The organism is Saccharophagus degradans 2-40 (assembly GCF_000013665.1).
GTDB classification, from domain to species: Bacteria; Pseudomonadota; Gammaproteobacteria; order Pseudomonadales; family Cellvibrionaceae; genus Saccharophagus; species Saccharophagus degradans.
Map to the genome: position 1 here is coordinate 4,891,416 of NC_007912.1, position 24,596 is coordinate 4,916,011.

General features: G+C 46.2%; 15 protein-coding genes. 8 read left to right on the forward strand and 7 right to left on the reverse strand.

Annotated features, from left to right (window positions below):
* Positions 1 to 47 precede the first annotated feature (47 nt).
* A complete protein-coding gene (locus SDE_RS20290) occupies positions 48 to 2,753 on the reverse strand; it encodes a TonB-dependent receptor (protein ID WP_011470350.1) in 2,706 nt (901 codons plus the stop codon).
* 536 nt (positions 2,754 to 3,289) lie between these two features.
* Between SDE_RS20290 and SDE_RS20295 the strand changes: the two genes are divergently transcribed.
* A complete protein-coding gene (locus tag SDE_RS20295; protein ID WP_011470351.1) occupies positions 3,290 to 5,533 on the forward strand; it encodes a carbohydrate-binding protein in 2,244 nt (747 codons plus the stop codon).
* 263 nt (positions 5,534 to 5,796) lie between these two features.
* Here SDE_RS20295 and galA read toward each other — a convergent pair whose 3' ends face one another.
* Positions 5,797 to 8,682 carry a beta-galactosidase GalA gene (gene galA / locus SDE_RS20300; protein WP_011470352.1) on the reverse strand — a complete coding sequence of 962 codons (2,886 nt, stop codon included), beginning with the start codon at positions 8,680 to 8,682 and terminating at the stop codon, positions 5,797 to 5,799.
* A gap of 952 nt (positions 8,683 to 9,634) precedes the next feature.
* Between galA and SDE_RS20305 the strand changes: the two genes are divergently transcribed.
* Positions 9,635 to 10,207 (forward strand): hypothetical protein, encoded by a 573-nt coding sequence (locus SDE_RS20305; RefSeq protein ID WP_011470353.1) that lies wholly within the window; start codon positions 9,635 to 9,637, stop codon positions 10,205 to 10,207.
* Between the two features lie 34 nt (positions 10,208 to 10,241).
* Here the strand turns inward: SDE_RS20305 and chrA are convergent, their stop codons facing one another.
* A complete protein-coding gene (gene chrA / locus SDE_RS20310) occupies positions 10,242 to 11,405 on the reverse strand; it encodes a chromate efflux transporter (RefSeq protein WP_011470354.1) in 1,164 nt (387 codons plus the stop codon).
* Between the two features lie 260 nt (positions 11,406 to 11,665).
* On the opposite strand from chrA, the gene SDE_RS20315 reads away from it, so the two are divergent.
* Together SDE_RS20315 and SDE_RS20320 are read left to right on the forward strand one after the other, a co-directional pair.
* A complete protein-coding gene (locus SDE_RS20315; RefSeq protein WP_011470355.1) occupies positions 11,666 to 12,394 on the forward strand; it encodes a TetR/AcrR family transcriptional regulator in 729 nt (242 codons plus the stop codon).
* Positions 12,395 to 12,443: 49 nt separating this feature from the next.
* A complete protein-coding gene (locus SDE_RS20320) occupies positions 12,444 to 13,886 on the forward strand; it encodes an ABC1 kinase family protein (protein WP_011470356.1) in 1,443 nt (480 codons plus the stop codon).
* 122 nt (positions 13,887 to 14,008) lie between these two features.
* Here SDE_RS20320 and SDE_RS20325 read toward each other — a convergent pair whose 3' ends face one another.
* The 4 genes from SDE_RS20325 to SDE_RS20340 form a co-directional block, all read right to left on the reverse strand.
* A complete protein-coding gene (locus tag SDE_RS20325) occupies positions 14,009 to 14,611 on the reverse strand; it encodes a hypothetical protein (protein ID WP_011470357.1) in 603 nt (200 codons plus the stop codon).
* A 348-nt stretch (positions 14,612 to 14,959) separates the two neighbouring features.
* Positions 14,960 to 17,176, reverse strand: a complete 2,217-nt coding sequence (gene katG, locus SDE_RS20330) for a catalase/peroxidase HPI (RefSeq protein ID WP_011470358.1) — start codon at positions 17,174 to 17,176, stop codon at positions 14,960 to 14,962.
* Positions 17,177 to 18,640: 1,464 nt separating this feature from the next.
* Complete coding sequence (locus tag SDE_RS21690) at positions 18,641 to 19,093, reverse strand: DUF2141 domain-containing protein (RefSeq protein WP_011470359.1); 453 nt, start codon at positions 19,091 to 19,093, stop codon at positions 18,641 to 18,643.
* 25 nt (positions 19,094 to 19,118) lie between these two features.
* Positions 19,119 to 19,727: a hypothetical protein gene (locus SDE_RS20340; RefSeq protein ID WP_011470360.1), complete on the reverse strand. Its 609-nt coding sequence runs from the start codon at positions 19,725 to 19,727 to the stop codon at positions 19,119 to 19,121.
* Between the two features lie 186 nt (positions 19,728 to 19,913).
* On the opposite strand from SDE_RS20340, the gene SDE_RS20345 reads away from it, so the two are divergent.
* The 4 genes from SDE_RS20345 to SDE_RS20360 all read left to right on the forward strand — a co-directional run bounded on the left by SDE_RS20345 (position 19,914) and on the right by SDE_RS20360 (position 24,527).
* Positions 19,914 to 20,366, forward strand: coding sequence for a MarR family winged helix-turn-helix transcriptional regulator (locus SDE_RS20345; protein ID WP_011470361.1), 453 nt, complete (start codon positions 19,914 to 19,916; stop codon positions 20,364 to 20,366).
* Positions 20,367 to 21,093: 727 nt separating this feature from the next.
* Positions 21,094 to 22,746: a carbohydrate-binding protein gene (locus tag SDE_RS20350; protein WP_011470362.1), complete on the forward strand. Its 1,653-nt coding sequence runs from the start codon at positions 21,094 to 21,096 to the stop codon at positions 22,744 to 22,746.
* A gap of 272 nt (positions 22,747 to 23,018) precedes the next feature.
* The gene (locus tag SDE_RS20355; RefSeq protein ID WP_011470363.1) at positions 23,019 to 23,552 is read left to right on the forward strand and encodes a DUF4252 domain-containing protein; all 534 of its coding nucleotides are present in this window, start codon (positions 23,019 to 23,021) and stop codon (positions 23,550 to 23,552) included.
* Positions 23,553 to 23,705: 153 nt separating this feature from the next.
* Positions 23,706 to 24,527, forward strand: coding sequence for a hypothetical protein (locus SDE_RS20360; protein WP_011470364.1), 822 nt, complete (start codon positions 23,706 to 23,708; stop codon positions 24,525 to 24,527).
* Positions 24,528 to 24,596: the final 69 nt, after the last annotated feature.

The window sequence follows — 24,596 nt, forward strand, 5'->3', positions numbered from 1 at the left end:
AACAACTAATAGGTATTAGCAAATATGGGCTGCTAGCAATGAACAACTTAGAAAGTAAAGGTCACATCCGCCATGTAGCCGCGGCCGTATTCGTCATAGCGCATTAAACTCGCATTGGTGTTGTCGCGGGTTAAACGCGCAGGTTCGTTGGTAAGGTTCCATGCCTGCACGCGGGCAGATATGTTGTCGGTAAAGGTGTAAGACATGCTCAAACCTAAGCTCGCCTCGGGGGCAATGGTATTTAGCTCTGCTCCGTTCCACGTAAAGCCTGTGGTGTAATCGGAAGTGGCTTTGTAGCCCAAGCGCGCATCAAACCGGTTGTTGCTGTACCACAGGTCGGCGGTGGCGGTGTAATCGGCTAAGCCCGCCATGGTGTAGGGGTTATTTACTGGCGTAAATTCCATAACATTGGAGTCGGCCAGTGCTAAGTTCGAGTAAACCCCAAAGCCTTCAACGGGTAAGAAGTTAAACGGCATTTGGAAGGTAAACTCGACCCCCTTAACGTAACCGCCATCGCCGTTCACAGGGCCAGAAATTGTAAATGATCGCTCTGGGTCATTTTCGTCTTGGAATGTACCAATGGTTTCAATGCCCACGTAGTTAGAAATATCTTTATAAAACAGTGTGGCAGCAAACAAAGACTCGCTGGCAAAGTACCATTCGTAAGAAATATCTATTTGATCTGAAATGTAGGGTTCGAGGTACGGGTTGCCCGCACTACCGTTAGCCGCACCGGTGGTAAGGTTAATAAATTCGCCCGCTCGCATTTCATCTACGGGTGGACGCGATATAGCGCGTGCAGCAGACAGGCGAACAACCATATCGTCGTGTATATCTACGTTGATAGTCGCGCTGGGTAAGGTGTGGCTGTAATCGTTAGACACACTTTGCAACGTATCGCCACCGCCAGGGTAGCCGGTGCTATCTATCGAAGCTTTCGCATGGCGAACACCCACGTTTGCGTTATAAGCAAAGCCTGCCAATTCACCTTCAAAATTCAACTTTACATAAGCGGCATTGTTTACTTCTTCTACTAACCAGTAATCGCCATTGCGCAATTCGGCTTGGCTGTAATCTACGCCGCCGTAAAATGCTTCTGCCAATGCATCGTAAGATTCAGCGTAAACCAGTGGTGTAGAAGGAAATTCTGTTACTTCGTATGTAGTAAAGAAGCCTTCAGGCAGGCGATCCATAGCGGTCGCTTGCTCTGGGTCGGTCATTACAAAACTTGTAGGCGAGTTTTCTTTTTCGCGACCCGCATGGCGTATACCAAAATCTACACCCACTAAGTGACCGGCATCTACAGCCAATTTGAAATCTACATTGCCACCTAACATGGTGTCTTCTAGGTGATTACCTTCGTTGGCGTTAGCTTGGTTCCACTCTTCTGGCCCCCAGCTAGGAAATGTTAATGCGCCATCTGCGGTAGGCGTTAATACATTGCCGCCATCTGGGGCGGAAACGCCTTCTGACCCTTCACGAAAATCGTAGCGAATAGTTTGGCCGTATTGATCGAACCAAATGGCATTCCAATAACCGTCGCGCTCTGCGTGTGAGTAGTTTATATCGGCACTAATTTGCAGGTTTTCGTAACCGTCGTACTTAACGTTAATACCGTGCGAAATGCTGCTGCTTTCTTGGCGGTATTTGGCAATAACGTGGCGCACTTCGGCTATACCCACAGCGGTTGCAGCGGCGGCATAATCGCCTTCTAGCTCGATATCGCGGTAGCTGCCGTTTTGGCCGCCATCCCAGTTACCCAAGCCTTGGTACCAGTTACTTGGGGTTTCTTCAAACAAGCCCACATCGGTGTAAAGGGTATCGTATTTTACGCTTAGGTCATCACTCGGCGCCCACTCTGCGGTAAAAATTAAACCTTCGCGCTCGGTTGTTAAGCCCTTTAATTCTAGTGCTGCACCCCACGGCGCATAGCCGCGCGTGCCATTACCGTCTAATTCTGCAGGGCCGTCTGCAAATGCGGGCTGCCAGGTTGCATCGTTGTTCATGCCCCAGCCCTGAAACGAAGCGTAAGCATTTTTTTGCGTTTGCGCAGAGTAACCAACTGCAATAGCGAATTCGTCGGTAATGCTATGCACTGTAGATAAGCTAAAACGATTGCCCAGTGCATCGTAGTTTGGCAAATCTGCACCGGCATCGTTGTACTGCAAGCCCGCGCGCACAGTGTAAGTAGGCCCACTGTGATTAAGTGGCGACAGGGTTTTAAGATTGATAGTACCGGCAATACCGCCTTCGGTAAGATCGGCAGATTGCGATTTATACACTTCTACGGCAGAAATCATTTCTGATGGGAATTGCTCGTAGCGCACTGCGCGCCCAGGCTCAGAGGTGGCAAGCTCACGTCCGTTTAGTGTACTGAACACCATGCGCGGGCCCATGCCGCGAATGGCCGCTTGGCTTTCGTTGCCGCGATCGCGCACACCAGATACACCCGGCATACGCACTAACGCCTCGGCGATGGTAATAGCTGGGGTAGAGTTAATGTCCTCTAACGACAAAGCATCCATAACAAAGTTGCTGTTTTGTTTTACGTCCAACGCTTTATCTAGCGCGGCACGCATGCCAGTAACCGTTACTTCTTCCATTGGGTTACTGTTTTCTGAATGTGTGTCTTGTGCAACAGCCATGGCGCTGGCCATGCTAATAGCTGCAAACAGGCCGGTACGCGCAAAATAGGGCACGAATTTTTTGGCATGCTGTGCATTTTTGTTGGCGTGCATCTTTGTATGTGCCATGAGAACTTTCCCCTAACTATTATTTATTATGATTCGAGCATTTTGTGTTCGCATTACTCGGTGCCTTTCTAAACTCAGCTCTGCTGCGCCAAGTGGTAAAGCACTGCTAATACGCACCTAGTTATTATTTTTACAAACGACAAGGTAAACGTTTACCAAGCAAAAGGTAAACGTTTGCTTGCGCAAAGTAAAGTATATTTACGAGTCAAACCATGGCATTTATCTGATTATTTAACCGCGATATGCGGTTAGTTAACACGAAGATATCGAGCAATAAATATACTCATTGCGACTAGAAGCGCGCCATACCAGAGCTAGAGAGAACGGCCGTAGATGATGAGTAAAGTGTAGTTAACAAAAGCACTTACCACCGCGTTCTATTATTTTTTAGGCTTCATTACAGCTTTGAACAGCGACTTGCAGCAAAAGGGTTAAAACCTGTATGACCAAAATAGCATTTAAAAACATTTTGGCTAGACAGGTTTTACCTATACTGGTAATAATGCGGGTTAAATCTAATTGACGCGTAAATTACTATGAAGCTTTCACAACTACTGATAAGTACCTGCTGCCTAACCTTAGCTGCCTGCGGTGGCGGCGGCAGTGGCAGCAACGACAGCGGCAGCGCATCGACAAGCTCTTCTAGCTCCAGTTCGAGCAGTTCTAGCTCCTCATCTAGCAGTAGCTCTAGTTCCAGCAGCAGTAGTTCGTCGAGTAGCTCCTCTAGTAGTTCAAGCAGTAGCTCCAGTAGCAGCTCCAGCAGTTCTGGCGGCGCACAAGGTGCCACTACCCTGTTAATTCAAGAATTAGCCACTGGGTTTTGTTCTGCTGGCGATACCGATTTGGTAGTGGAAGACGAGCACCTTGGTTACACCGGTAGCGGCTTTACCAACACCGATAACGACCTAGGCGCCGATATAGCCTGGCAAGTAAGCGTTGCAGAACAAGGTTTTTACGATGTGACCTTTCGCTACGCCGCAAGCAGCACCCGCGCGGGTAGCTTAACGGCCAACGACATAGGCGCGGCAGACTATACGTTTACCTCTAGCGGCGGCTGGACAAGCTGGTTAGAAGAAACCCAAACTATCGAATTACAGGCGGGCACGAACACATTGGTGCTTACCGCTACCGGCAACAGCGGCCTGCCAAATATCGATTATATTGAATTAGACGGCCCAGAGTTGGCTGAGGCAGTAGCGTGTGAAAGCTCGGATTCTTCAAGTTCATCATCTAGTTCGTCCAGTAGCTCTAGCTCTTCATCGAGCACATCTAGCTCATCGTCTAGTTCTTCCAGCTCAACCAGTTCCAGCTCATCATCAAGTTCGTCGTCTAGCTCTTCCTCTAGTAGTACCAGCGGCGGCACTGTTTTTGTTCCACCTAACCAAGCCTGTTACAACCTAGTAAACGACCCCAGCATTAACTGGCGCGAATCTACCCTGCAAACCGATCAAGAAATTATTGAGTGTTTGGCTTCGTCGCTAGGTAAGCCAGTGGGCTTTGGCGAGAATACCACTGGCGGCTACAACCCAGCAGGGGGCAGTGAGCTGGTGATTATTACCGCCGATGGCGATGTATCTACCGAGCAGCAAGTGTTAAATGCCATTAATTCTGAAAACTATAAGTGGATAGTGTTCGACAAAGACGACTTTGCCAGCAGAACCGAAGTGGCCATGTACCGGTTAGATTGCGCCAGTAGCAGTGTGCGCAACGCGCTTGGCGGCGCCACTGAGGCAGAATGTAAAGACCACAATGCCTGGTGCGAAGCTAACGGCGTTGCCAATGCCAGCTGTGAGCAAACATTTTTTAACGAGCGCTTAAACGACTCTGGCCTGCCTATTCGCAACAAAGTGATTAAATCGAATACCACTATTGATGGCCGCGGCACTAACGCTTACTTCCTATTTAATGGCTTTGCCATTGGCGCCGACAGCAGCGGTACCAGCACTTATCAAGCGCAAAATGTAATAGTGACAAACCTCGCGTTTGAAGGCGTAGGGCACACCGAAGATCACGACTTAGACCCAGATATGATTCGGTCAACGGGTGAATCCCACGATATTTGGATTCATCAAAATACATTCGAAAACACCGGCGACTCGGCGTTCGACATTAAAGTAGGTGCCTACGATATTACCGTATCGTTTAACCGCTTAATGAATGTGAAGCGCGCAGCCCTGCACGGTTCGAGCGATAGCCGTACCATTAACGCGCAAATTACGTCTACCATTCACAACAATTTATTTGTGACTACCGACGATCAATACGCGCTTAGCTCATACAATACATTGCGCCGTGTGCCACTTATGCGCCGCGGTCAGTCGCATATGTTTAACAACGTGTTTTACGGCTACCGCAAAGATATTCTTAGCGTGCGCGTGGGCGGCCGCATTGCCTTTGAAGACAATATGGTAATGAACAGCACCACAGCCGCAGAAACTAAAGACGATGATATGAGCTATTGGGTAGAAGGCTTGCTGCGCGACTTTAGAGAAGGCGGTTTAGAAATAAGTGGCAGCTATGTGTGGTTCTCGAATTCGGATTGCCAACTACAGGGCGACCCCGGTGACCTAACCGCATCCCACGGCAGCACACCCGATATGTACGCAACCTACAACGCCGATTCCAAAGCCACAATAGACGCAAACCGCTTTGCCGTAGGCCAAGAACTGGCAGATTACCTATTTGCCACCACCGGCCGCGGCGGCGCAACGCCCTATAACTCTGTGTACAGTGAAGGCAAAACGGCCATTATCGCGGCCGCGCCATCGACTTGTCAGTGAGTTTAATAGCTAGCTCTTAATCGATAAATGCTAGGTGGGGCAGTCGGTAGGAGCTAGGTATCAATCGGTAGGAGCTAGTGAGAAATCTATAGTTTACGTAGGCCCGATAAGCGCAAGCGCCATCGGGCAATCTCGAAAAGCACCACAAACCACAAGTTTCGGGATACACCCCCAAGACACAGCTCGGCAAACTTTCACAACAACCGTCGGATGGCGCTTGCGCTTATCCGGCCTACCTGCCTCGCGGCCCGAAAATGCCGGTTCTACTTCTTACCCTTTGGCTGCACAATTACTGGGCCGCCTATTACGGCGTTGTCTTGGCCTTCATCTTCTAGCAAAAACGTAAGTTCGCGGTTGCCTTCTCCTTTGGGGATGGGCAGTCGTAGGTTTTGTTTGCGCACGTTGTCTTTTTTGTACAGCAGCTCGTCGTTTAGCCATACTTCCACGCGGCCGACTACATCGCCTATAAATAACTCGCCATCACCGCGCGCTAAATTTTTGCGCGGGGTAAAGTTAGTGCGATACAAGCGGTAGCGCGCGGGTGCCGTTTCGCCCTTGGCTTGCGACATAAACGGCGGCTGCCCCCACCCCCAGCTATTCATATCGTTATCGGCCACTTTTTGGGTTGGATCAGGGCGCTGGCTCGCCACGGGAGACGTACGCCAATCGGACAAATGCACATTGGGGGCCGTTTGCGAGGCCACGTAGGGCACCGCCGCCACTTTTTTAACCGGTATGCTTACCTTTGCGGTTTTTAACCCCGGCGAGCTGGCTTTTACTGTGATATTGCCGCTGCTCTCGTAATGACTTTGCACAATTAATTGGGCGAGCCCATTAAATAAATGGCGCGTTGCGCCTTTCTCATCCTCGTGGGAATTGGGGTTGCCATTGCCGTGACCAATCGACTGCCCTGCACCGCTTATTTCAAAGTGGATAAGCGAGTTATCGGTAGGTACAACCCGCCCTTTTGCATCCACCGCCTGCACGGTAATTGGCATAGCATCAAAACCGTCGCCCACTAGCGCTTTGCGATCTGGCACCAACTGCACAGCCACAGCTTTGCCGGTGGTTTCTACACTATTGCGCACCACCTCTTTACCGCTGCTATAGCCAATTACTTCAAGTTTGCCGGGCTGATAAGCCACATCGAAGGTGTTCATTTGAAAAGGGTCAACCACTTGCTCGCCTAAGCTTTTGCCATTAAGCAGCAATTGCACTTTGTCGACATTGGCCATCACCAATACGGGAATAATCTGCCCTTCTTTACCCGCCCAGTTCCAATGGGGCGCTAAATACGCTTGCGGCTCATCCTTCACCCATTGCGCGCGGTGAATGTAATACGCGGTTTTGGCAAAGCCGTTTAAATCCATAATGCCAAAAAACGAGCTTACCGAAGGCCAAGCCAGTGGCGTGGGTTCGCCGCGGTAATCAAACCCTGTCCATACAAATGCACCCGCTACATAGTCGCGCGTTGCTACCGCCTGCCAAGCATCGCGGTGACTATTGCCCCAAAAGGCAAAGTCTTCATCGTAGCTGGCAATAAGGTTTTTATCGTAATCGGTGGTGAATTCGCCGCGCATCATAAACGCAGAAGTATCTTCCGAGCTGGTAAAGGGCATTTCTGGACGCGCCGCGTGAAAGCGATCGTAATCGGGCACTTGGTAGTTTGCCCCCAGTACATCCACCGCGTGGGATACATTCAAGTCGCTAAAAAAACCGCCGTTCATAGCTGCGGTTACGGGGCGTGTATCGTCTAATGCTTTAACGGCGGCCACCATGCGGCGCACCATTTGATAACCTACCTCCGACGCCTGTACCGGCTCTTCGTTAAATACCGACCACAAAATAATGCCCGGGTGATGGCGATCGCGACGAACCATCCATTCTAGCTGCTGCATGTAATCGGGCGATGGGTTGAAGTTGCGGTTTTCGTCCATCACCAAAAAGCCCATGGAATCCACCAAATCCAGCACCTCGACGGCGGGGGCATTATGTGAAAAACGAATAGCGTTTACACCCAGCTCTTTTAAACGGCGCAGGCGGTATTGCCAAATACTAGTGGGCACGGCCACCCCTACGCCAGCGTGATCTTGATGAATACACACACCCTGCAGTTTCACGTGCTTATCGTTTAAAAAGAAGCCCTGCTGCGAATCAAAACGCACCGTTCTAAAGCCGGTAGAAAGTGCTATTTCATCAATGACGCGCTTGCCGTGCTTAACGACAGCGTTTACGCGATATAGATTGGTTTGCTCGTGGCTCCACAGCGCAGGCGACTGAATAGTCACGGGTAACTTAGCCACCGCCTCGCCCAACACCGGCACAGTTACATTGCCACTTTGCTTGGCCACTTGCTTGCCATTGGGTGCCGTAACCGTTACCTCTACCGTTACGGTTTGCAGATTTTCGCCGCTGTTATTTAGGGTTACCTCAACCGGTATGCTCCATTTACCACCCTCTAGGGTTTCGCTTTCTAAACGCGGCGTGGCGTGTAGGCCGTCGGTAACAATATGCACGGGGTTGGCTTTAACCAACCAAGTGTGGCGATACATACCCGCCCCCTCGTACCACCAGCCTTCCATTTGCGTGGCATCTACCTTAACCGCAATGGTATTCATGGCATCGCCATAACGAATATAAGGGGTAATATCGATATAACTCGCGTTGTAGCCCGAATAGTTACGCTTTACCACATTGCCGTTTACCCACACGGTGGCATGGGTGGCAATGGCATCAAATTGCAGTTCAAAATAGCGGCCTCTATCGCTCTCCTCCACTCGCAAATAGCGGCGGTACCAACTTATGCCACGCGGCCTGTAGCCCTGCGAGATATTTTCGTTGGGGTCAAAGGGCCCTTCTACCGCCCAATCGTGCGGCAAATCTAAACGTCGCCATTCAGAATCGTCAAACTCCCTACCCGCAGGCCCTGGCGCATTGCCCGCCTTGGCATTCATATAAGATTCGCTGTGGCCCTTTATAGGCGCCATAGGCACATCGCCCAAATGAAAATACCAGCCGCGATTTAAAGACAACCGCTCACGACCGTCCTCTTGCTCTGCTGCAAACGCAGCACTAGAGCCAAACAGAACAGCAAGTAACAAAACCAGCCGCCCCACTACGCGCCCGTGGTAATAGAGAGAAATTTTCATAGTTGTCCTTTAGAAGTCGCCAGGCATTGCAGTCTGTTTTCTAGCAGTAACAGAACCCCACAGCCGCTTAGGTAGTGAATGTAATAATTATTGTAAGAATGATGATATTCGGCCCAACAGAATGCGTAGCTGGGCCTAGCGGTTTAAGGTCAAGCACCGCACTAAAGCCCTACTATTAGGCCTTGCAGGATATATTATAATATAAATAAAGTGGAGCGCACCCTATTCTTAAAATAGCTAGCTTAACGAGATTAGCAGACACGCCAGATAAGGGCGGTGGAAGACCTGCGTTACAAATACCTAAAGCAGAGTCCAACACATAAAGTATGTAGCCTAAAACCAACCACAAAATAATTTAGAGGCCAACCTATGTGAAACAAGAAAGGTTTTGCAGTTCTACGCGCTCATTGCATTAGAAATAATGCTAGATTCTCGCTGCACCTAAGAAAGGAGACATAATTTATACTCATGGCAGTGACGCTTTTAGATAAAGAACTTGAACGCATCTACTCTACCGACCACAGCAAATTCGACAATTTGTCGATGGGCACAATAAATTAAAGTATGAAAAATATAAATGGAAACGACTTGGTCGCTTCAGACGGATAACAAACTTGTCGTAGGTAATTCCGCGAGTAAATTCTTAGGGCGAAAGATCAAAAATGCTCAATTCATGGACGAATTGAGCACGTTATAGGGACATATTCATACGTTTTTTGATCTTTCGCCCTAAGAATTTACGGATTTCGAAGAAATTGGCTGTTCGCAAAAATAGTAGCCTGGTTTATCAATAAACTGGAGCGACCTGCTCATTTTATGAAATGAGAAACGATTCCAAAACCCACTCTGGCGTTTACATCCCACACCATTAGAATTTAAACGCCTCCTTCCTTTGGTTCACACCAAATTACAACATGGATTAGTTACCCCGCTGATACTTAAATAAAAAATTATGATTTATCAAATACTATTTGCATATTTTGATTACAAAGGGTTACACCTTACTGAAGAGTGTGAGATTCGTTTATACGAACGAACACAAGCTGCCAATCATTTTAAATCGTCGCAAGATAGCTCTCAAGAAATTGCAATTGATGAAATGGTCGCAGATTGGTTCGAAGACCCAAATTTACCTAAGCCTGACATAACATTATTAAATGAAATGCTCACATTCAGCCCTAAAGCTTTTAATGTAATAAAAGAATTTATTCCAGAAAGTGCAGAAATTTTTAGTATTAAATTGGATAATGAAGTATGGCACGCTGTTAATTTCACCGAACATTCCGATAATCTTATTAAAACAATTTCTGATGAAATAACTCTCACAAATGCCTCATACGATAAAAGCGTAACAGCTGAGTTATCGTTTCGCGACGATATAGAATTACCCGAACTACTTCATATTAAAGCGGCAAATGGCCGTTTTTACTGCGGAGAAAAACTGAAAAAATGCATTTTAGCCAACGAACTAACAGGCATAACGCTAACTGAAAATTTGATAGTCGCGGACTACTCCCTCATTTAAGCTGCATTTAGAATAGAATTAAACCACCAACAAACTACAACCAAATACGCACCACACCAAAGCCCACCACCAAATAAACAATAGGTACCCGCATTACGCGCAGGGCAAATAAGCCAGCTAGTACCATGGCCATATCTTTGGGTGAAAAAACGGCGCTTATAAATACGGGGTTGTAGAGTGCGGCAATAAGCAGGCCTACCACAGCGGCGTTTATACCCCACGCGGCGCCAGCAATTTTGGGTTTATTTGCCACGTTTTGCCACGCCCCCTGCAGGCCAAGCACCAGTAAAAAGCCGGGTAAAAATATAGCCAACGTGGCCAGTAATGCGCCTTGAATAGGGCTAAGCGAAGAAAGTACCGCCAGCTCGGCGCCTAGGAAGGTGGCGAAGGTAAACATTGGGCCGGGCACAGCTTGCGCGGCGGCGTAGCCTGTTAAAAATTGATCTGGCGATATGGCGCTGCCCACGGTTTGCTGTAATAACGGCAGCACCACATGCCCACCGCCAAACACCAAACTACCGGCTTTATAAAACTCGGCAAAAAACTGTATTTGGCTAAACTGCGTAGCCGCAATAGGCAAACCAATAAACAACATGGCGAATAAACTTAGTGGCAATAACTTAAAACCACTGCTTGGCGCTGCCGGTTGCGGCGCGGGCTTGCCCCAAACACACCCCACCAATGCGGCGGTAATTAGCACTGCCATTTGCATCCATAACGTTGGCGCCATTAATAAAGCAATAGCCGTCGCCAGCGCTATGGCCACGGCAAGGCGAGTTGTGCAAAAGGTTTTAAACATACTCAATGCCGCATCGGCCACAACAACCACCGCCAGCAACTTTAAACCCTGTAACACTGCGCGCACGGTTGCGCCAAGCTCACCTTGAGTGTGCTCATCCACATTTATTGCGGCAATAAAATACATCAGCAAGAAAGAGGGCAGAGTAAAACCCAAAAACGCCGCTATGCCACCAGCTAGCCCCGCGCGCTGTAGGCCTATGGCAAACCCCAATTGGCTCGACCCTGGGCCGGGCAAAAATTGACTAAGAGCCAACAGACGGGCAAAGGCTTCTTCGGTTAACCATTGGCGCTTTTCTACAAACGCGTTGCGAAAATAACCTATATGCGCCGCTGGGCCGCCAAAGCTTACAAAGCCCAACAATAAGAAGCGCCAAAATACCTCGAAACCTTGTTTCATTGTGTTTCCAACCCGCGGCTGTCAACCAGCCATTGCTTATGGTTAATCTCTAATGGGTGCAAGTTTACTAAAGCTTATGCCGAGTAACCCCGAAAATTACTTAATTCTTTAGCCATAAAAAATAATCCAGTAATTTCAATCACTTACAAACTCACCTGTTAAAAACCCCAAAAACACAACGAACAAAACTTGCACAATACGCTTTTTAACTATAGATTAAATGCTAAATACTATAGATTAATAGAGAGTTTGTATTCATTATGAAAATCAGCAAGGAACAAAAACTCGAAACCCAGCGCAAAATTGTTAGCGCCGCAGCCGATTTATTTGTACTAAATGGCTTCGACAACACCACTATGAAGCAAATCGCGCGCGAAGCGGGGGTAGGGGATGCCACCATCTACAAATACTTCGCCAATAAAGACAAACTTATTCTCGGCTTTTACGACACCCGCGGCGCCGACGCATTGGCCGAGTACCGCAACACCGATGACCTAGAAAGCTTTACCTTTGCCGAGAAGCTGCAACTACTGGTGGACACCTTCTTAGAGCAACTTATGGCAGATAGGGAATTTGTTGAGCTTAGCCTTAAGCAAATAATTAAATCGCCCATTACGTTGCTTAAAGATGAGCTAGAAGTAGCCAAAAGCTACAAGCAAGAACTTACCACCTTACTTAGCAACCTCGACCACGACGAAGCTTACCCTGATATCCCCATGCAAGGCATGCTGGCCACGCTACTAACCGACTACATATTGGGTATTACGTTTTATTGGATGAAAGACAATTCGAAAGGGTTTAGCAACACTACTCAATTAACTGATTTATCTATAGGCATTATTGATAGCGTACTAAAAAGCGGGTTTATAAATAAAGCGATTGATATGGCAGGTTTTATTATTAAAACCCATTTGTTGCGCGGCCTAAGCAGCGGCGGGGGATTGCTAAATATGATGCAGGAATTTAAAGAAACCCTCGCCAAGCAATAACCAATCCTAATTTTAAAATTGCAGCATATTGCTGATAAGGAATGCCTCTGTGAGCACACACACTGTTGACGATGAAGTAGATAGCTTAGAACCCGACAACAACCAAAAAATATTATCTACCAAACTATCTCGCGCACTTAAAACTACCGGCATGGCGGCCAAATCTGGCATACGCCACTTAAATTATTTAAAAAATAAAACCCTCACCAGCAGCGCCAATGTAGAAAAGAAAGCGCAACTAAAACTCGACCACGAGGCCGAAATAGGGCGCATACTTTTTAGCGGCTTAAGCCAAATGCGCGGCACAGCATTAAAAGCATCGCAATTACTTAGCTTAGAGGCCGATTTATTACCCGAAGGTATTCGCAAAGAATTAGCCAAAAGCTGTTATCAAGTACCGCCTATTAATCGCGCGTTAATTCGCAAAATGTTTATTCAAGAGCTAGGTAAAGAACCGAGTAAAGTATTCGACAAGTTCGAACCCCAAGCCTGTGCCGCAGCCAGCCTTGGCCAAGTACACAAAGCCAGCATTACCTTGCCCGAAACCGGCGAGCAGCAAACTGTTGCCGTAAAAATACAATACCCAGGCATTGGCGAATCGATTGATAGCGATTTAAAAATGTTGTCTTTTATACTTAATAGTTTGTCTAAAACCACCAGCCATGTACCCAACAAACACGTATTAGAAACTACGCTAGACGAAATAGAACGCTGCTTAAAAGATGAAATAAACTACGAGCAAGAAGCCGAAAATACACGCTGGTTTGCCCATAATTTGAATGTAGCAGGCGTGCGTATTCCGAAGGTGTATAACGCTTTTAGCACCCAACGTGTTATTTGCACAGAATTTTTAGAGGGGTTACACGTAGAAGAATGGTTAAGCACTAACCCCACACAGGCACAAAGAAACCGCGCGGGGCAAATAATATTTAATATTTTTACCCATGGCGCTTTCGAACTAAACGCACTACATGCCGACCCGCATATGGGTAACTATTTGTTTTTAGCAAACGGCGATATTGGCTTAATAGATTTTGGCTGCGTTAAAAAACTGGATAAAGCATTTACCGAAAATATGGGGCATTTAGTTAGCGCCATATTAAATAAAAATCAGCCACAGGTTTTTGAAAGCTACAAACAACTAAGAATATTATCGCAAGATATGGAATACGACCGCTATATAAACCACGTATACCCCATACTTGGCCCACTGCAAGACTGGATGAGCACGCCTTACGCACCTACACGTAAAGATATTAACGGCAATACTCTATCTGGCCCAACCGAGTCGAACTATTACGACTTTAGCCAGCTGCCACCACCACCCACCGACATGAACAGGGCCAACCATAAAACCGCAATGGAAAGCCTGTATTCACTCACCCGCGACCAATTGTATTTTGATAGAAGCTATTTCGGTGTTTACCAATTATTGCGCAAGATGAAGGCTGTTGTAGATACCAGTAACAAATGGATTAAGGCGAGCAAATAACGAATGGGGCAGGGGACGGGTAACAGTTTAGAGAAATATACTTTTAACTATTGCCTTCGTTGTTACCCACACACAATCCGTTGCGGTTAGTTTTATGTAAGCTGGTCATTACAAACTAAAATTCAACCAACTATTTCACTATTATCGTTATAGTACTTAGTTACCTTTCGCGCTTCAGCAGGCTCTAATTGCACGGCAGTGTCATCCAAGCATTTTGCATTGCGATGTAAAGGGCAATTTGGTTTCTCCGCACGCGATTTCATATTATCCCAGAAAGCTGCACCTAAAGCTTTAGCTCGCGAAGGCAAACGTATAAAAACTGTTTTTGCTTTTTTATCTCTGTTACATGCAAATTCAACATGCCAAGTTGGCTCAGTGCTTGTGGCAACTTCTTCACCTTCGTAAAACAGCTCCGCCATTGCTTTAAACGCATCGATATTGGCCGCTATAACCGCCTCAAAGTCATTCACATTTGCTTGTGTTCGCACACTGCTGCCTTGAAGTAATTGGCCGATGTATTCTTTAAGATTAACTTTAGGCAAGTTTCTATTTGGACCATCGGGTTCGCGAAGGTAGCAGGGCCAGCCGGCCATATGCTGAGTATGAAATTCAAATTGATAATCTAAACGCTCGTTTTGCCATTGACGTACAGCTGCTAACTGTTCTGGCGAGAGCGCTTTTCTTACTTCGGCATTTTCTCGAGTAAATGTAAATTGGCGAGGCATAATTACGTCCTTTTATTATTTTATGGCAGTTTAGCAAGTGAATTTTAACCGCTACAACTACGAATATACCATCACCATAAAATTAAATGTAAAAGGGCAATTAACACGACCAAATATTGAATTTGACGATATTCCCGCCCCCTAACGCTTAAACATTTACCCCAAACACGCATAATTTTTTACACTACTCGCACCTCGTCCACGGTGGATACGTAGCTCTTAGACTAACTTAGCGTTACGGTATGAATGGTGAATATTCGTGGTGATAAAAAACCAAATTTTAAAACAAAAAAAGCCCGAAGAGCATTCGGGCTTTTTACATTAGCTGAAAAGTGCAATTACCACTTTTTATTTTAGATCAAACCTGTCTGCGGTCATCACCTTGCTCCAAGCGTTTATAAAATCCTGTACAAAAGTTTTTTGGCTATCACTCTGTGAGTAGTACTCGGCTATGGCGCGCAGCTCTGAGTTAGAACCAAAAATCAGGTCGGCGGAGGTGGCAGTCCACTTCACTTTACCCGAGTTTCGATCCAGCCCTTTGTACAAACCCGCTTCGGTGTCAGACTTTTTCCATACGGTAGACATATCCACCAAGTTTACAAAAAAGTCGTTAGTCAAACTGCCGGGGTTGTCGGTAAACACACCGTGTTGGCTGCCGTCGGCATTAGCTTGCAATACGCGTAAGCCACCTACCAATGCAGTCATTTCTGGCGCGGTTAAACCCAATAGCGCCGCGCGTTCAACCAGCGCTTCGGCTGGGTTGCGCTTGTAGCCCTCAGCGTGGAAATTTCGGAACCCGTCAGACTTAGGCTCCAACCAAGCAAAAGTACTTACGTCGGTCATTTCTTGGCTGGCGTCGGTGCGACCAGGGAAAAAGGGCACCTCAACCTTATGGCCCGCTTTTTTAGCGGCCTGCTCAATGGCTGCGGCGCCACCCAAAACAATTACATCCGCAAGCGAGACTTTTGTTTTACGTGATTTTTTATTGAATTCTCTCTGCACACCTTCGAGCACCTTCAATACGCGCTGCAAGTCCTGCGGCTGGTTTACGGCCCAATCTTTTTGTGGGGCCAAACGAATTCGCGCACCGTTCGCACCACCGCGCATATCTGTTGTGCGGAAAGACGCTGCCGATGCCCATGCGGTTTTTACCAAATCACTGGTACTTAAACCGGAATCCAAAATAGCTGCTTTTAGCTTTTTAACATCGCGCTCACCGATTTGTTTGTAATCGGCAACGGGCACTGGGTCTTGCCACACAAAAGTATCACTCGGCACCAGCTCACCTTTATAACGAGACACTGGGCCCATATCGCGGTGAGTGAGCTTGAACCAGGCGCGCGCAAACGCACGGGTAAATTCCTCGGGGTCTTCCAACCAGCGCTGAGTAATTTTGCGGTAGGCGGGATCTTCCTTCAGCGCCAAGTCTGTAGTTAACATAATAGGCGCGTGACGCTTACTGCTGTCGTGGGCATCGGGCACCATGTTAGTCGCAGCGCCGCCTTTAGGTACCCACTGCTTGGCACCCGCAGGGCTAGTAGTAAGTTCCCACTCAAAGGCGTATAGGTTCTGTAAAAAGTTGTGTGTCCACTCGGCAGGGCTTACGGTCCAAGCACCTTCTAGGCCACTAGTAACTGTATCTTCGGCGTTACCCTTGCCGCATTTGTTGGTCCAACCGAGTCCTTGCTCTTCCATACTGGCAGCTTCTGGGTCGGCACCCACACAATCGGATGGCTTGTGTGCACCGTGCGCTTTACCAAAGGTGTGGCCACCAGCAATAAGCGCAACGGTTTCTTCATCGCTCATACCCATGCGGCCAAAAGCCTGACGAATATCGTGTGCCGCAGCAATTGGGTCTGGGTTGCCATGAGGGCCCTCTGGGTTGACGTAAATAAGGCCCATTTCGGTTGCGCCAAAAGGCTTATCTAATTTGCGATCACCAGAGTGACGCCTATCAGTTAACCACTGTCCCTCTGGCCCCCAGTTTACTTCCTCTGGCTCCCACTCATCGTCGCGACCAAAGGCAAAACCAACAATCGGGAACCCCATATCTTCCATGCCGATAGTACCGGCTAATACCAACAGATCCGACCAAGACAAGTTGTTGCCGTATTTCTGTTTAATGGGTTGCAGTAGGCGTCTGGCTTTATCCAAACTGGCGTTATCTGGCCAACTGTTTAAAGGAGCAAAACGCTGCATGCCACCATCGGCACCGCCACGACCATCAATCATGCGGTAAGTACCCGCCGCATGCCACGACAGACGGATAAAGAATGGGCCATAGTGGCCATAGTCTGCGGGCCACCAATCCTGTGATGCGGTCATCACTTGTTTAAGATCTTTTTTTAAAGCCTCTACATCTAGATCTTTCAATGCTTCGTTATAGTCGAAGTTTGCACCGCGGGGGTCTGCAGAAAGCGAAGAATCGCGCAAGGGCTCCAAGCTTAACCGATTGGGCCACCAGTAATCGTTATCGGGGTTCATACCCGTGTCTGCCTGCGCTGTGGCGCTTGCCACACACAAAACAGCAATCGAAAGTAACCTCTTGGGGAATAAGGGTTCCATAAACGCTATCCTCTTTTTTATTGGTTTGAGTATTGGTTTGTGTATTATTTTAGCTAACAGGGTGAATTCATTCGCACAGTGCACCAAATTCCAAGTGTCGAGTGGCCCCGTTAACCTAGCAATTATTTATTACCACCAAACCTCACTACCAATTTTAATTATTGAACAGCGCTATAAGTATTTTTAATCACAAAAACAAAATACATGCCCCACAACAGGATTAAGCGCCAGATATATAAAATCGTCGCTATTGAATAGAAATAACAATTACAAAAAACTTTCTGTTAATAGGTATTAGCTATTTTTGCGGGCATTAAAAAGGAAAAGACATACTTAACTTAGAATTCAATAGCTTTTATTGAATTGCAAACACAAAAAACAAACGTATTTGAAATACAAAATCTTTCACCACCGAACAAATAGATAACACCATGTAATGAAAAATGTTACTCGCTTCACAGTGCAGGCGCACCTGCATGCATCATGATTAATACGCCAAAAACTCATTATTAATAAGCGACTAGGCAGGCATCAACAAAAGCGTACAACAAGCACACCATTGAAATAACGAATCAGGCCTCATTCTTAGCTATTTATACGCCATGCAAGCTAGTGGCGTTAATGCTCGAATAGACCGCGTTATAATTCGAAATAAGTGTGGATATTTAAATTGAAAATGGCGGCGGTGTTTTATATGGGAATATACCGCCAAGCATAGGTGCCGAAGAGCGTAGAAAATTATTAAGCGCAGATTTTAGTTAAGCTACCATTTTTACCAAGCTAGTCAGGCTTAGTACCTATGCCTCTAGCTTCACTGGTATTAAAACCAGCCTTTGAAATACTATAGGAAACTCTGATTAACCCCAATTGCTTTTTGCGAGAGCCAAAAAGCGTTGGGGTTAATCAGAGGTTCCTATATAAATTATTCTTTTGATAGGCGTTATTGCACGCTTTATAAGCAATAATCTCACCTTGCCTTTCAATAAAGGCACCTGCTGAACTCCCCCTAAAAACATGGGTGTCGACATGAACCGTATAAAGGTACTGGCCTATACTAAATGAAAGTTCACTTACGGCACCTTTAGGATAACTGCTATAGGAGTAATTAAACTTTTCTTCTAATGAATCATAATTTGCCGAGTATGCTAACTCTACTGTTTGCTTCGACTCACCGAACCGATAGGTTAACTTGCCTTCGCTTTTACTGAGTAATTTAGTAGCTCAAACTGAGAGCACTTTTTGTTCCGGTAGCGCAGGAAAACAAAATAGCCTCATCAGATTCACATAGGTTAGGCTCATCATCCATCGCATATGTGTTCGCGTAGCAACCTAGAAGCAATATAAACACTAAAACTCGCATAAGCTTTCTCTTGTAACCCAACATCGCCATTGAAATTGATATAAAGGGCAATTAATACAAACAAATACCGTATTTAATTGTATTACTGCCCCTAACCTTAAACGCTAATATCCAACAATTACAATCTCTTGCGCTACTGCGGCCTCTTCCACTGCGAATGCGCTGGCCTTAAATTTAGGTGGCCCCATCAATTTTTTACTGTCACCTGTTTGGCCGACAGGCTCCTGCGGAATGCCCATCCAGTTTTTACCTAGTTTGCCATCGCTGTTTAAATCGTGAATTGCAGTGGCAGCGTATACACCCTTTGGCAAATCTGCTTTTACTTTAATAGCATTTAAAGATTCGGCTTTAGTTAAATCGACAACAAATGTTTTTGTCGCGGCGCCAGCATCAAGCGATAGCCAATCATCACTCTCTTTATACACATTTACAATTAAGTTACCTTCGGCTTTGGCTATACCTTTTACCGTTACGGTTAGTTCTGCAGCCATGCCTGTTGTGGCTACTAAGCTTGAAAGTATGCCAGCGGCTATATGCTTACTAAGTATTGTTTTCATTTTTTATCTCCGTATAAGTATGTTATTAGACCGTTGCTACACGACCAAATTTTTGTTTAATAAGCACATAGGGCCAAACTATTGCACAGCTTAACAAAGCAAGGATTGCCCATAGGTAAGTTACAGCGTAAGCACCAAATTTTGCGACAGCCAAACTTGAATAAGGGTATACCAGCCAATCGGAAAAAGTTAACGGGTTAGCGAGTAATATAAACGATATTAAATTTTCCAATGCATCAAACCCAGCGGCTGCAGGGGAGAGCAGCACCATGAACCAACCTATTTTTTTAAGCCAAGTTATATTTGGCAGAATGCGATAAACCGCCACCATAGCTACAAACAAAGATGCCAACACCGTAGCCATATACACATAATCGGCCAGTTGCACGCCAATAAATTTATCTAGCGTGCCCAACTCTAACAGTACTGCATAGTAGCTTTTTAGTTCTGCGGCATTAAACGTAGTTTGCCCCACAAAAAACGACACCGGAAATTGGCTAGCAGCGTATAGGCCATTTAACCAACCCATTGTTTGCTGGCTTACCACCCAAAGTACTATTGCCATTAACCACCATTGCCAAACATTTAGTCTGTTGGCAAGTTTTGCACATACATCACCGTAACGTTTAAACATTTACTTATCCTCGCAGTAGGCGGCCCTTAAAGGTTGGGCCTTGCATTAAGCTAAAAACACAACTTCATTCCACGGAATATATAATTGCATTCCACGGAATACTTTGTCAATCTTCAGCAATACAAAAGCGTCGGAAAAATAATGACGAATTTGAATTTATTATTTAAAACAAAGGCTTAAAACTGGATGGACGATAAAAAAATAGGGCTGTTACAGCGCGCAGTGGTAAATTTTATGATTTGCCACGACTTACTCACACCACAAATAGACAAGCAGCTGCGCCCACTTGGGCTAAACCTTACTCAAATGAGCCTGCTTAACCACTTCAGCCACGCCCCCCAACAACGTCACACCATTAGCCAATTGGTAAAAGTAATGGGCATCAATCAGCCCGGCATTACCAAGGCCGTTAATGCACTAGAAAAACTCGCTTGCCTGCAAAAACAAAACGACAAAGACGATGCACGCATAAAGTGGCTACAAATAACCCCTTATGGCTTAGAAAAACTAAACGAAGCCCGACAAACCACCGGCCCACTGGTATTTTCTGCATTCGGCAGTGTCGCGGACCAAGATTTACAGTCTTTTTGCGATGGGTTAGAGCAAATGAAAGTGTTTTTAGATAGGAATAGGGGGTGAAGGTCGAGCTACCAGCTGGACAGTCTACAGATTACAGCTGGCTGGTTATCCGCGAATTATTTTGATCTAGTTTGAATGCCCTTCGCCTCTCTTCTGTGCTTGCCCCCTGCCTGATGGCGCAGCGCTTATCAGGCCTACATAAGTAAATGCTCTATTTACTTGGCTGTTTGAAGGTCGAGCTTACAGCTGGACAGTCTACAGATCACAGCTGGCTGGTTATCCGAGAATTATTTTGATCTAGTTTGAGCGCCCTTCGTCTCTCTTCTGTGTTCGCCCCCGCCTGATGGCGCTGCGCTTATCAGGCCTACATGGGCAAATGCTTTATTTACTTGGCTGTTAACTGATAGCTGCAACCTATCCTACTGCCTTACCACTTCTCATTTTCGCCACTAACTTATAGTCAACAACATAATTACTATGTTACATATGCTTCTGTGCATTAAGCATGTATTTATTCATCGTAAAAAAGCAGTTAATTGCGATAAATAAGACAAAATAAGGTGTTTTTACGTATTTTAGCTGCAACTCTTTGATTTGCCCTTGCTAGTATTGGTAACTGGGAAAGTAAAATAAAACCTAACCCATTGGCTTTACCACATTACCAACATTTATCTATCGCTAATACGTAGTAGAGCTGGTGTAGCTTGTACGTACAACCGCCTTAAGCGCCGCTTTTTGCACTTTATTCATTGTTAATACCAACAATTAAAATAAGAGGATCACTGCTATGAAATCATGTTGTATCAAGTTTTTTACCACACTCTGTACTGCTGTTTATGTACTGGGTTGTGGCGCGTTAGCGCATGCGCAAACTGGCCCGGCGGGTTATAACTACGCTGCTGCCGAAAACGAAACGGTGTATTTAAACGGAACCACCAACGTTGCCTACGGCGCGAATGGCTCGTTTTATTACGCTTACAATCAAACCGGTTCGGTTAATTGCTCTAATCAAACCTTTGGCGACCCTATTTTTGGGGTGCGCAAAGCGTGTTACACCCAGCAAGTGGCGAGCAATAACCCGCCGTCGGTTTCGTTTGCTAGCCCAACGGGCAACCTAACAGTCGACGAAGGTTATGCTCTTTCTGTAACCGTGAACGCCAGCGATAGCGACGGCAGCATTGCCAGTGTAGAGCTGTTTATTAACAACCAATTAGTACGACAAGAGCTTTACGCACCTTACGAGTGGGGCGCAGCTGCTGAGCCAGACGAATTAAATGGCCTACCCGTTGGTACACACACAATAAAAGCGGTAGCCACCGATAACGACGGCGACACCAAACAAGCTAGCTTTAAGCTAACGGTACGCGGTGCGGCGGTAGATGTTCCTGGCTTGGTACAAGCGGAGGATTACACAGGCTTTTACGACACAACCAATGGCAACACTGGTGGTGCGTATCGCAACGACAATGTAGACGTAGAAACCACAAGCGATAGTAACGGTGGTTACGACGTAGGTTGGTTTGCGGCAAACGAATGGCTGGAATACCCCATTAACGTTACCGAAGCGGGCAATTATGTATTAGAAGCACGCGTCGCATCTGCTGTAGGCGGTGGTATGTTTACCGCAGAAATAAATGGCAACAACAGCAGTACATTTAGCATAGGCAATACCGGCGGCTGGCAAAATTGGCAAACCCTGAATAACAATATTGGCAATTTAAGCACCGGTAAAAAAACGTTACGCATTCAAGCGCAAAGCGGAAACTTTAATTTAAACTGGCTGCGCCTCAAGCGTGCCACAACCTCTGTGTGCACACTTAATACTCCTGCCGAAAACATTCCAACGCCATTTAATTTATTTACCGTTATCGATACAGATTTAAACCGCTACGAATTCTGTAAAGCGTCTAAATGGTTTGAGGAATCTAACGGTAAACAAGTGTTTAAATTATTTACCGGCGACAACCTAGCAGATAACGTACCTGGCGCCCGCGTACATGCTCGCACAGAAGCTGGCCAAGGGCTTAAGTTTAAAGCAGGCTCCACATGGCACACCTTTGAAGCCAGAATGAAACCCAGCAAAAAGTTAGACTACACTTACACCATTGCTCAATTGTTTGCCGGCTGTTGCGGGCCGCAGTTGCGCATTGAAGTAAAATCTAACGGACGCATCCACATGGGGTCGCGCGGTAACGGCAATATTCGTATTAGTGACGACCAAGATTACGCCAACGGCTCTAGATCGTTCAAAATTAAAATTCGCACCAATGGCGATCAGTTCGAAGTGTATTTTAACAGCAGCAAAAAGTTCAGCGGCCGCACAGACGAAGCCAAGAACGGCAATACCAGTGCGCTTTACCACTTCCGCTGGGGTGTATATTCCAACGAAGTAATGAGCGAAGATTTATCTAACACTGTTACAGAAATTATTCGAAATTAACAAGCAGTAAGCTTTTACACTTATTCAAACAGGGGGGCGCAATGCCCTCCTTTTAGTTTACGCTTATCAAACCTCTCACCGCTTTTCTTTCTAGCTACACCACTTAGCTGTTCGCCCGCTTGTAACTTTACTTAAAAATTTTTGTAACCTTTTTCTGTGCTGTTCGTTTATATCAACAACAGAAGCGGTTAACCGCCATCTACTCAGCGAAAAAGCCGCAGGCTAACCGAGAGGGAACCTGCTTATATTATTTACAGTAAAGGAATAACCTAATGAAAACTCGTACCTTAATTGCACTTTTTAGCGCTTGTGTATTAAACCTAGCACTACTCGCCGCACCTAGTTTAGCAGCAGGTAATAGCACGTTAGATTTTGATAGTTTGCGCAAAGATTACGGCAACCCGATGGTAGAAATTAACCTATCTAAGCAACTAATTGGCTTGCTAGGCAGCTTAACCAAAAATGAAAACCCAGAACTGGCAGAGCTTACCGCCAATATAGAAAACATTACTGTAAGGGTATATCAGCTAGACACCAATGCAGATAAAGCCATCGCCTTGGTTGATAAAACTACCAAAGCCCTAAAAAAAGATAAGTGGGAGCCCATTGTTAGTGTTTCTGAGCCAGACAGCAAAGTGCGTATATTCTCTAAAACAAAAAATAATATTATGGATGGCCTAGTAGTAATGGTTGTAGGGCAAGAGCCAAAAGATGGCAAACCCAAAGGCGAAGCCGTATTTATTAATATAGTTGGCCAAATAGACCCAGCGCGCATAGGCGAATTAACTGCCGCATTGGATATTTAAGCCATATGCCACGGCCTTGGTGTTGCCCCCTTTGTGTTAACATTTTGCGCCGTGGCTCCTATCCTTTGTTTTGCTTTAGCTTTTCGTTTTTTACCCTTTAGCTGCTACACTCGGCCTCTAACGCAATAATAATTGACGCAAAAGGAGCCCCGCGTGAAACTAGCTATTTACGCCTTTCTGGCCTTAACACTTAGCCTTGTAGGCTGTAACGCAAGCACACCCAGCAAGCCCGATACACCGTTAACTCACACCGAAAAAACATTGGTAAAGCAGCTAACGCAAACTGGGCGAGAACTTTATAAAAAAGACAGCCGCGCTTCGTTCGCGTCCGATTTAGTACAAGCACAAATGGACGTTAGCCTATACCCCAACTTCGTGGGCTGGATAACCCACCCAAATAACGAAGATTACACTGTATCTTTTTACCAGCGCACACGTGGAGTAGGGCAAGAGGGTGATAACTACGAAGTATTTGCCGATGTGGTGTTTGATAAAAATATGGCCGCCAAGCTATACCCCGAACCCAAGCGCACACTAGACGAGCTGGAACTGGCCATGCTAAAGGCTCGCATTACTGCACTAACCGCAAACATCGACCGCTGTAATCAGCCGTACAATACGGTTGTGCTGCCAGACGAGGCCAACGGCCAACTACACGTGTATTTACTCGCCGCCAGCACTCAGTATGGCGTAATGCAGGTAGGGGGCCACCATAAGGTCACGATTAATATAGCCTCAGGCGAAATCACACAGGTTACGCCGTTTTCGAAATCCTGCTTTGCGCTTAACCTAACCGACAGCAGCAGGCCTAAAGATTCTAAATTGAGCATGGTGGTAGTAAGCCATATAGTAAGCGACTACCCAGCAGCAATTCACCCTTACCTAAATTTACTGCACGACCTTTCAATTGCCATTTCGACTAAAAGCGGTATTTGGGTAGCAGAAAATGGCGAACTTAGGCTAATGGAACGCTAGCGAGCGATATGCTGTGAACAAAAAACCAATTAATTCTGTAACCTTTTTCTGGTTGCACCGTTTTATTGG

Coding starts and splice junctions, on each gene's coding strand:
- SDE_RS20290 (WP_011470350.1), bottom strand. CDS start 2,753: ATGGCACATACAAAGATGCACGCCAACAAAAATGCACAGCATGCCAAA.
- SDE_RS20295 (WP_011470351.1), top strand. CDS start 3,290: ATGAAGCTTTCACAACTACTGATAAGTACCTGCTGCCTAACCTTAGCT.
- galA (WP_011470352.1), bottom strand. CDS start 8,682: ATGAAAATTTCTCTCTATTACCACGGGCGCGTAGTGGGGCGGCTGGTT.
- SDE_RS20305 (WP_011470353.1), top strand. CDS start 9,635: ATGATTTATCAAATACTATTTGCATATTTTGATTACAAAGGGTTACAC.
- chrA (WP_011470354.1), bottom strand. CDS start 11,405: ATGAAACAAGGTTTCGAGGTATTTTGGCGCTTCTTATTGTTGGGCTTT.
- SDE_RS20315 (WP_011470355.1), top strand. CDS start 11,666: ATGAAAATCAGCAAGGAACAAAAACTCGAAACCCAGCGCAAAATTGTT.
- SDE_RS20325 (WP_011470357.1), bottom strand. CDS start 14,611: ATGCCTCGCCAATTTACATTTACTCGAGAAAATGCCGAAGTAAGAAAA.
- katG (WP_011470358.1), bottom strand. CDS start 17,176: ATGGAACCCTTATTCCCCAAGAGGTTACTTTCGATTGCTGTTTTGTGT.
- SDE_RS21690 (WP_011470359.1), bottom strand. CDS start 19,093: ATGAAAACAATACTTAGTAAGCATATAGCCGCTGGCATACTTTCAAGC.
- SDE_RS20340 (WP_011470360.1), bottom strand. CDS start 19,727: ATGTTTAAACGTTACGGTGATGTATGTGCAAAACTTGCCAACAGACTA.
- SDE_RS20345 (WP_011470361.1), top strand. CDS start 19,914: ATGGACGATAAAAAAATAGGGCTGTTACAGCGCGCAGTGGTAAATTTT.
- SDE_RS20350 (WP_011470362.1), top strand. CDS start 21,094: ATGAAATCATGTTGTATCAAGTTTTTTACCACACTCTGTACTGCTGTT.
- SDE_RS20355 (WP_011470363.1), top strand. CDS start 23,019: ATGAAAACTCGTACCTTAATTGCACTTTTTAGCGCTTGTGTATTAAAC.